The sequence below is a fragment of the Pseudobacillus sp. 179-B 2D1 NHS genome (assembly GCF_045370945.1).
Classification (GTDB): domain Bacteria; phylum Bacillota; class Bacilli; order Bacillales; family Domibacillaceae; genus Pseudobacillus.
The window spans coordinates 1-8458 of the sequence record NZ_JBIQDP010000053.1 but is presented as its reverse complement, the minus strand read 5'-3'; the positions used below and the strand labels follow the sequence as shown (position 1 = coordinate 8458).

11 protein-coding genes and 1 pseudogene are annotated in these 8458 nt (G+C 34.4%); 3 read left to right on the top strand and 9 right to left on the bottom strand.

Annotated features, from left to right (window positions below; all coding sequences use genetic code 11):
• Positions 1–138 precede the first annotated feature (138 nt).
• The 3 genes from ACH0BF_RS24725 to ACH0BF_RS24715 form a co-directional block, all read right to left on the bottom strand.
• Positions 139–582, bottom strand: coding sequence for a hypothetical protein (locus ACH0BF_RS24725; protein ID WP_406910497.1), 444 nt, complete (start codon positions 580–582; stop codon positions 139–141).
• Between the two features lie 129 nt (positions 583–711).
• Positions 712–1011 carry a hypothetical protein gene (locus tag ACH0BF_RS24720; RefSeq protein WP_406910496.1) on the bottom strand — a complete coding sequence of 100 codons (300 nt, stop codon included), beginning with the start codon at positions 1009–1011 and terminating at the stop codon, positions 712–714.
• 162 nt (positions 1012–1173) lie between these two features.
• Positions 1174–1752: a MerR family transcriptional regulator gene (locus ACH0BF_RS24715; protein ID WP_340856957.1), complete on the bottom strand. Its 579-nt coding sequence runs from the start codon at positions 1750–1752 to the stop codon at positions 1174–1176.
• Positions 1753–2041: 289 nt separating this feature from the next.
• Between ACH0BF_RS24715 and ACH0BF_RS24710 the strand changes: the two genes are divergently transcribed.
• Positions 2042–2464, top strand: a complete 423-nt coding sequence (locus tag ACH0BF_RS24710; RefSeq protein ID WP_340856959.1) for a helix-turn-helix domain-containing protein — start codon at positions 2042–2044, stop codon at positions 2462–2464.
• 450 nt (positions 2465–2914) lie between these two features.
• On the opposite strand, the gene ACH0BF_RS24705 is transcribed toward ACH0BF_RS24710, so the two are convergent.
• Positions 2915–3823 (bottom strand): hypothetical protein, encoded by a 909-nt coding sequence (locus ACH0BF_RS24705; protein WP_406910495.1) that lies wholly within the window; start codon positions 3821–3823, stop codon positions 2915–2917.
• Between the two features lie 280 nt (positions 3824–4103).
• A complete protein-coding gene (locus ACH0BF_RS24700) occupies positions 4104–4427 on the bottom strand; it encodes a DUF4190 domain-containing protein (protein WP_406910494.1) in 324 nt (107 codons plus the stop codon).
• 483 nt (positions 4428–4910) lie between these two features.
• On the opposite strand from ACH0BF_RS24700, the gene ACH0BF_RS24695 reads away from it, so the two are divergent.
• The gene (locus ACH0BF_RS24695) at positions 4911–5129 is read left to right on the top strand and encodes a hypothetical protein (protein ID WP_406910493.1); all 219 of its coding nucleotides are present in this window, start codon (positions 4911–4913) and stop codon (positions 5127–5129) included.
• Positions 5130–5296: 167 nt separating this feature from the next.
• Here ACH0BF_RS24695 and ACH0BF_RS24690 read toward each other — a convergent pair whose 3' ends face one another.
• The 3 genes from ACH0BF_RS24690 to ACH0BF_RS24680 form a co-directional block, all read right to left on the bottom strand.
• Positions 5297–6184, bottom strand: a complete 888-nt coding sequence (locus ACH0BF_RS24690; RefSeq protein ID WP_406910492.1) for a transcriptional regulator — start codon at positions 6182–6184, stop codon at positions 5297–5299.
• A gap of 319 nt (positions 6185–6503) precedes the next feature.
• Positions 6504–6917, bottom strand: coding sequence for a DUF4275 family protein (locus tag ACH0BF_RS24685; RefSeq protein WP_340856948.1), 414 nt, complete (start codon positions 6915–6917; stop codon positions 6504–6506).
• A 163-nt stretch (positions 6918–7080) separates the two neighbouring features.
• Positions 7081–7251 carry a hypothetical protein gene (locus ACH0BF_RS24680; RefSeq protein WP_340856951.1) on the bottom strand — a complete coding sequence of 57 codons (171 nt, stop codon included), beginning with the start codon at positions 7249–7251 and terminating at the stop codon, positions 7081–7083.
• 101 nt (positions 7252–7352) lie between these two features.
• Here ACH0BF_RS24680 and ACH0BF_RS24675 point away from each other — a divergent pair, with 101 nt between their 5' ends.
• On the top strand, positions 7353–7994 hold the full coding sequence (locus ACH0BF_RS24675; protein WP_340856952.1) for a hypothetical protein: 642 nt from the start codon (positions 7353–7355) through the stop codon (positions 7992–7994).
• 308 nt (positions 7995–8302) lie between these two features.
• Here the strand turns inward: ACH0BF_RS24675 and ACH0BF_RS24670 are convergent.
• Positions 8303–8458: pseudogene (locus ACH0BF_RS24670) on the bottom strand (site-specific integrase); the annotation flags it as partial.

Genomic DNA, 8458 nt, shown 5'->3' with positions numbered 1-8458 from the left:
TGAAACCCCTGCTAGGGGTTGACACCAAAGAAAAAAACCTTGGTAGACAAGGGTTTTCGTAGGGAAAGAAGGGGGGGGAGCAATGCAACATAATCAACATTATGTTGCATTTAGATTTTTTAAGTAGAATGAAGTTTTTTAGGTCTCCAAAAATTCTTCTTCTACTTTTTTAAAGTCGCTCCATAAGTCGCCTTCATTTACAATATACTTCTCTTTTTTTAATCGTCTTGTCATAAGATCTAAAGCATTTTTGAGATGGATAAAAAGGTAACTTTTAATACCTTTCGGTTCAACATTCTCCCATTTTGATCGTGGCATTCCTATATCGATTGTAATATAACGGTATTTTTTACTTAGCCTTAACTTTTCACAACCTTCAAACTCCCAGTACCAACCATCCCCGTCCACGCGAAGAACTGGGGCGAATTCATCGACTTCTTTACAATAAGTATTATTACAATACTTTCTTAAAAGAGTCCTTAACTCTATCAGGTGCGGTTGAACAGCTCTCGCAGCATTCTCATCTCCCATTTGGGAACTGAAAGTAATATAAGGTACATTATCTTGTTTTAAGTCTTCCAACTTTTTCACCTCATCTCGATAAAACATAATCCCCATTATGTTGCATTTAGATGATAGTATGGATCTTTTCGTTTACTATTCATTACTAAACAGCAGTATCTATCGTATAAAGAGATAGGGACCGGAGAGTTACGTTAACCATGTGTCCTTTCTCCATTTAATTATAATAATATTAAACCAAGTAACTATAGGGATAAAAAACAACAACGTTACAATCCCTAGACTGTCAAATAACCCATACAGTTCTTTATGAAATCTCTGAGCATCTATTTTATACAATATAGCTGATGCTCCACTCAAAATAATTGCATTCATAAAAAAAGCATAAAATATCAGGTGAATCTTTTTGGCTTTTTTCACCACAAAAAAACAAAATAAAGTAGAAGATAGTAAAGAAAACAAGATGATAAATATAAAAACTAAATTCAAAAAACCCCCTCCTACATTTTAATAATCAATTGTTTTCTAACAACAGAATAAGGAAAACTATAAGCATGTAAATTTACGAGTAAAATCTAGGCACAAGCTTAACCGTTAGCATAACTTTGTGTTCATGCCCTTCTTCTCTTCTCCATTTTAGGAATAAATTAATCAACTAAATAAACGTGCAAAAAAGCCTTTTTTCTTCTCAGCTTGTCCGTTTTTTTCTTCTTGCATTAATCTTTTCACTTCTTGTGTTTCATTTAAAGCCTTCATCAACTGGCGATCTCGTGTCTCTAGCTTATCGTCTATGTACTTTTGCTGCTGGTCCAGTTTTTTCACTAATGCCTGATTAAACTCTTCTTGTTTTTGAACATTTTCTCTTAAAAACTGAAGTTCCTCTCTCATTTTCCGAAGTTCTTCAGCTAACAATTCGTCTGGACCTTTCTCTGGAAGTGGCTGAAAGGCTTCTCCACCTGTGGCAAAATAATGTTTAATCTGCTTTATAGAATAATTTTGTTGTCGGTGCATCATTTTGATGGATTTCATCTTTTCTAACGCTTTCTGGTCAAATACATTGTAGCCACTTTCATTTTTTGTTAAGGGGATATAATCACGAAGCTCTTTCACCCAATTACGAATAACATTAGGGGACTCATTTAACAAATTGGCTATTTCTTTTATCGTAAATTCAATTGGTGCTTGATTATTATCAAACTTTCCCTCACTTTGATAATCACTTTTATCCATGTTTACACCCACCTTTAAAACCTATATAAAAACCTGGTTAATTCTAATATTAAGGTTTGATATTCACTTTTATCAAGAATAATACCCTTATAAAAACCTAAGTATTTATCTGGTTACTAATTTATCAATAGAAACAATAATTTTAAAGAAAAAAAGACAAGCCTCATTAGGAAGCTTTATTAACTTCCTGTAGTGGACCTTCTGTTAACCAACAGTTTACCTCGTACTACTAAGTGTTTATGGATGTTTTTACACAACTGTTATAAAGTGGTGCAAAGAGGTGGTTGAGGTGAATTTAGGAGAACAATTGCAGATCTTAAGAGAAGGAAAAAATATGTCTAGAGAAGAATTAGCTCAAGAAATGAATGTTTCTAGGCAAGCCGTCTATAAGTGGGAAAATAATAAAGGTTATCCCGATATTGAAAATCTCATTAAATTAAGCGAATTCTATAATATTACACTAGATGAACTGATTAAAGGAGATCGGCAGTTTCAAAAAAAAATAAACATTGATGAAAAAGAAAAAAAGTTTGAAGAGTTTTCCGATCCTGGATTTTATATAGGGATTCTACTTGTTTTTATAGGGCTCTTTACGGAATTAGGTTCTTTTTCTGTAGGACTTACTATTTTAGGTTTTTTCACTATTGTCTTTTATGATGATTTTAAAAACCTATTTCGGGATTTAAAAAAAGACTTTATAAAGAGGAGCTAGTTATTACTCTATGCTTAGAAAAATTAACGAGATCTGATTTAGATCTCGCTTTTTATTTAGTTATTGAAAAAAGTTAGAAGAGCATAAGGAAAAAGTGCCCCCACTTAATGGATAGGGTTAGGCAGAGCCTAACTTTTCAATGGGGACAAGAAAAACAGCAAAAAAAATATCGACTGTTTCAGCTTAATTCTCTTTATTTACTTTGGTTTTTATGACACTATCTCCTTTCAATGTCATTCAATTTCTCATGCAGCTTGTTATCCTCTTATGAGTGTTGTTTGACTTCTTGTAAATAATCCAACGTAACAACTACATATCGGGTACTTTTTCATGTCATGTGATATAAAAGAAAAAATAAGATGAGAAAACGAGACTTTGTAGGCAAGTTTTTGTATGGCAATTGTATGGCTTTTCTCATTTTCATGCCCCCATAAAAAAGTTAGGCTCTGCCTAACCCCACATACTATATGGGGGCACTTTTTCCTTATGCTCTTCTTCTTCAAATTCAAATAAAAAAGATCTTCTTCGCGAAGATCTATCATTAGTTTGTTCGATCGCAAGAACAATTACATTTTTTACAATGGATACACGTATGCCAGGATTAAGTGTAATTATACGTGGAGTCGGGCACCCTCTTGTATGAATCGTTACAGTCATAGTTCTACCAGTGTTTCTCAAATCCAATAAAGTTTTATTGTGATTACAAGTAAAATCTTCAAAAACAGTCTCAGTAGAACCACCTGGTAAATCTAATAAATCAGTTACAGTATTAAATGTGTGTACTGCACTAAAACATTCACTTTTTTGAACATGGTTACAACACAAATTTAACTCTTGATCGCAAGTGCAACACTTCCTTTTATCCTCATCCTCACAACAAATACAAAATGTTTTTTCCATACTATATTCAAGTAAAGCTTCATTTCCAGAGCCAAGGTTTGCCACAACTAGGCTTTCGAAATCCTCTACTTGAAATACCCTTGGAATCCCTGGAGGCAGGACAGTTGTAATAGGCTCAGTGCATCCTCTTGTTCGAATAATTACTTGAATCGGTTGAGCATTAAACCCACTTCCACCAGTTCGTGAAGACCTCAATATTAATAAGGTTTTATTGTGATTACAAGTAATATCTTCAATAAGGGTTTGTTCCGGACCACCTACTGGCAAAAATAAACTACCGGTAAATGGATGAGTGTCAATAAAACATTTTTGTGGAACGTGAAAACCAGAATAAACGTTGTCTTCTTTATCAAAACATCTATTTACATCTTGTACTTTTAGATTTTTTAACGGTGTGTATTTTTGGGTAGTCCCACACCTTGTAATAAAAGCTTTCTTATTACCCTTCTTTTTAGCCAAAAAAACACCTCTATTTTTTGTTAATCTATTCATGGAACTCTTTTTTGTATGGGTGTTTAAAAGAGTGCAATAAGTATTTTTAAGGTTATTTAATATACAAATTTAGACTTGCTAAAGGGATAGTAAATAAATGTTCCACACACGGAAATGTATTTACAAAAAACTAAAAAGCTCCCCAATTAGGGAGCTCTTCTTGATTAACATAATCTTCGATATCGGTACTAAACAAGGATCTTGGCTGGAAGATCCTTGTTGCTGCTTGTTCAATTAAAGCGCCCGTTTAACGAATAAAAAGTCCACTGATAATCACGAGGTCTAACGCAATGATTGCTTGAATGACAATGGCTGCGATACTAAGATATAAACCCCAAGTCGCTAATGCTCCACCGCTTTCATTTGTTTCAATAATTTCCTTTTTCGCTTTTCTTGAAAATATAATCCCCGTAATACTAGCAATCAGAACAGCGATAGGCATCGCGATTGACACAATCCCCAAAATAGCAAAAGCGAAAGAAGGTATCACAACCGACAGGACCCCCAAAGTCAAGGAAACAACAGCTTTATCATTGGTCGCATTACCGTTCAACACTTCAGTATTATTCATTTTTTCCCTCCTCTGATAAATTACTTACTAAAATTTTAACATAACTCCTTAACAATATGACCCGATTGCTGAACGAGATCTCCAAAAGTTAGATGAATACTCTATACACCATTAGTTCACATAACCCCACAAGAAGGAAACTCCTAGACCCCTCTACCTCTTGCTAATCAAGGGGTTTCTTTTTCTTCTCTTTGGATTTATTATGGAGGATTTTATACATCCTTGTTTTATCAACGTTTCTTATTTTCCAACCAACCCGTTCGCTGCATAAAGAAAGGGGTTTTATGCACTTAATCCCTTTAAGATAATCTTTTTCGAGTATCTAAATCTTAAGAAATAAAATCTATCAAGAAGAATAAAAAGAACAAGGTTATTAAACAAACTTTGATTCTTGAATGACTATTAATCCCGATCATCAAAAGACACAGGAGAGTAAAAAGGAAAAAACCCAAGTAATCTAGTGAACCTTTGAAAGGTCCATAATTGTCTAGAAAAAGCGTTAAAATCGCCAAAACGGCTAAGAGAATAATCAGTACATTTTTATTTCTTAATAAAATGTTCATTCGATTCGTCACCGTTCTTCCTGTTTATATTCAGTCGTATCCTTCAAAGAAATTGTTTATTAATAGCCTATCTGGTCTTCTTCAGAATGGAAGTATGGAATGCCGTGACCATTCAGCAGGACGGCAGACAGCCAACTGATGGCTGCAGATAAACGTGCTCAACAGTATTGTTTTAAGTATTAATTTACATTTGATTGACTATCTAATTTACTCTGTTTTCGTATTTAATGTTTCCTTAGTGACGCTCTTGTTGCCTTAAAGGCAACTTTAACATCCTTAAAGGCTCCTGGTTTTTAAACAGGGCCATTAAGACTCCATGTAGGCCTTAAATTGTGTAAAGATTGGATCGTTGTTCATGATTTCTCTTCGTTTTTCAATGGTCATCATGTTTCGCAGCGTGCCAAAGAAATAGGCATTAAAAGAGCCATTAATACGTCTGTGTTTGTGAGAGAAAATGGCTTCTTTAAAAGCTTGGACAACTAAATCTGTTAATTCCTCTAAAGGCGTGTCTAAACGAGTGATACGATAAGCCAGCATGGCTTTTCCCCATAGCTTATAGATTTCCTTTGCTTGTCCAAAGAATGGTTTAACGGCCAAAATAAAGCTTTTTGGAATATGAGAAGGAGTAAAGCTTTCATCTAAAACGGGTTCTTCCTTACGTATGTATTTATTAAAAGATTTTTTTAATGGTAATGAATAGGTAGGAACTTTTTTCAACTCTTCGCCCTTAGAGCCACAAGGGATTTCAGCGTTTTCTGTTTGGAAATCTGCTTGGAAATCACTTAAATTTAGCAGTTCTTCCCAGTACGAAAAATACGGGTGGTCCACAAATAAATGGACCGGGGCACTCCGTCCATTTTGCTTCGTGGATCTCCGATACACGGTAAATAGCACACCATGTTCACGTAGCTTCTTTGCTACGTTGCGTATTGTTCTATCAGATATATCGTGTCGATCAGCTAAATAGTCGTCTTTTGCGAAGAAAAAGCCACGCTCTGAAGACAGCCAGCACATCATGTCGATGGCCTGGCGTGTTTCTTTCTTTAATCGATAATACGAATCGCCGTACACCTCTTCTACGACTTTCAATAACTTTAATTTCATAGATTGTTGCTCTTTTTGATTGTTGGCATATGGCTTGTAGCTCATCATTTGTTTAAATTCTTCATTGGATAACATTCTGCTTACGGTCATGGGTTTCGTCTCCTTTAGAGAAAAACAAAAAAGACGTGTTTACCGCGTAAATCGGTAAACACGTCCTTTGACTTTCTGTAAAAGGTAGACTTTTCCCTTGAAATTTACGTTTATTTATCGTAAGATACAGGCATAAATAAAGTAAGACGGGTAAAAGCAAGTGTTTACCGTGGGTGGTTCACGGTGGACGGTTATAGAGGACGGCCATCCTACTATAACGCGCTTTTGCCTTTTTTATTTTCCGTTCGATTTAATTGACTCTATTTATAGCAAACTTTCAAAATTTATACAAGTCATGATACTCTCTATAAAATTATTTTTATTTATCTGTCGTAAGAAAATACGGGCCACACTCGCTTTCATGTGTCATAATGAACGTCCATTGACCCTCCCAATCCATTACATAAAGATCCCCGTAATACATATGATCACGAATATATGGTAGTTCTTCAACTGTAAGCAATTGGGCAGTATTAAGAAGATACGCTTCATCTATGAATTGATAAAAGATTGTACATTTATGTTTTGATTGCTCTTTAAACGCTGCTATTGCTTCTTCTTTTTCCAGACATTCCACTTCTTCGGAAGCACATAAATACCATAAGAAGCCATCCATTCCAATTAGTTTTTGCTCTTCAGTTGTAAGGTGACTTGCAAAATGTTTTTTCCATTGCTCCCGTAAATAATTTCCCCATTTAGGTATCTCTACGGCTTTTAATACTTTGTGCCTCAATGTTATGCTCCTTGACCATCATTTTTCTATTACTCTTCTTACTTTTTCACAGAAAAAATTCCTCTAATGCTCTATCTACCATTTCATCATTAATGCCAATATACCGCAAGGTGATTGAGAGAGATGAATGGTCAAAGATTAGCTGCAATATCCCTGCATCTTGTTATTTTCTTATCTTCCTAAAAAAACTAAAAATTAAAACCAAGGTCAATAATACAGGAATCAGTATAAGCCAATGACTATAAGCAGCAGAGCTCAATTCATATAGACCGTATAAGTAAATAACCATCCAAGCAACAGAAACCAAAATAATAGATTCTTCTACAAAACGCATGAAAAGCCCTCCTCTTCCGATTGGAAAATATTTGAATTTTAACCATTTGATTGGTATACTTGAATTGTGATTACAAAAAGTTCAAAAAACGGAGGATAAAAATGCTAAAAAAACTTTTAATGTTGTCTTTTGTATTTATTTTTTCTCTTGCTTTATTAAGCCCTTCAGCAAATGCAGAAAAAAATGATGTAACTGATTCGGTAATGAATGACAAAAACAATGACGCAGAATATTTCATTGTAGATGAAGATGGAAATACTCTTATGTTTGAAAATAAAGAAGATTATGACAAATATAACTCCACGATGCACAATTCACCTAATAACCCTCCAAATTTGTCTACTAACGATGCTCCAACTAACAGTGAAATCACACCTTATGCTTATAAGGAAACAAAAACGCTTATTTCTTCAACCCGAAAAAACAATTTATGGGTAGGTTACCATTCTGGAACTCCTAACTGGAGCAAAGCAAGCCGTTACACATTACAGAATGGAAAAACATACTCTGTCAACGGTTCATATACTTATGAGGGTGTTCGTTTAGATATTGGATTCTCTTATTCGAAAAGTGTAACGACTACAATACCTGCAGACTCCAAAAGATATAGCAGATTAGGAGTTTGGGGAGACTTCACTTTCAAAAAATACAAGATTACTGTACATGATCCTATTGGGAAATGGAGTTATTATAAGGCAGAAAAAACGAGACACAATTATTATATACAACCAAAATACAAATAAGGTAATATATGGTTTTAATTATTATTTATTAACTCACATGATTAATTACTAAGTCAAACGAAATCTATCATGCTCTAATTCATGATGGATTTCGTTTTAGTTTATAAACCAAAGGTTTTGGAGCAACAATATTCTAATTCTTCTCATATTGTTACTGGCCTTGCAGATAGAACATTCGTGTGGATGAACGAAGAATTCACATTTATATCCAAAAAAGTTTTCACTGCTGTAAATTGTGAATACTTTTTCAAATGGTTATCTTCAATTCTTTGAACGATTTTATCATCCTCAACAGTTTAGATGAATCTTTACAAAGAGAAATCCTCCAGAACTCGATCTACCATTTCATCATTAATACCAATATACCGAAGCGTAATCGATGGAGAGGAATGGCCAAAGATCTGCTGCAACATCGCCACGTCCTTCGTTCGCTGGTAAAAATGATAGCCGAACGTTTTCCTCAT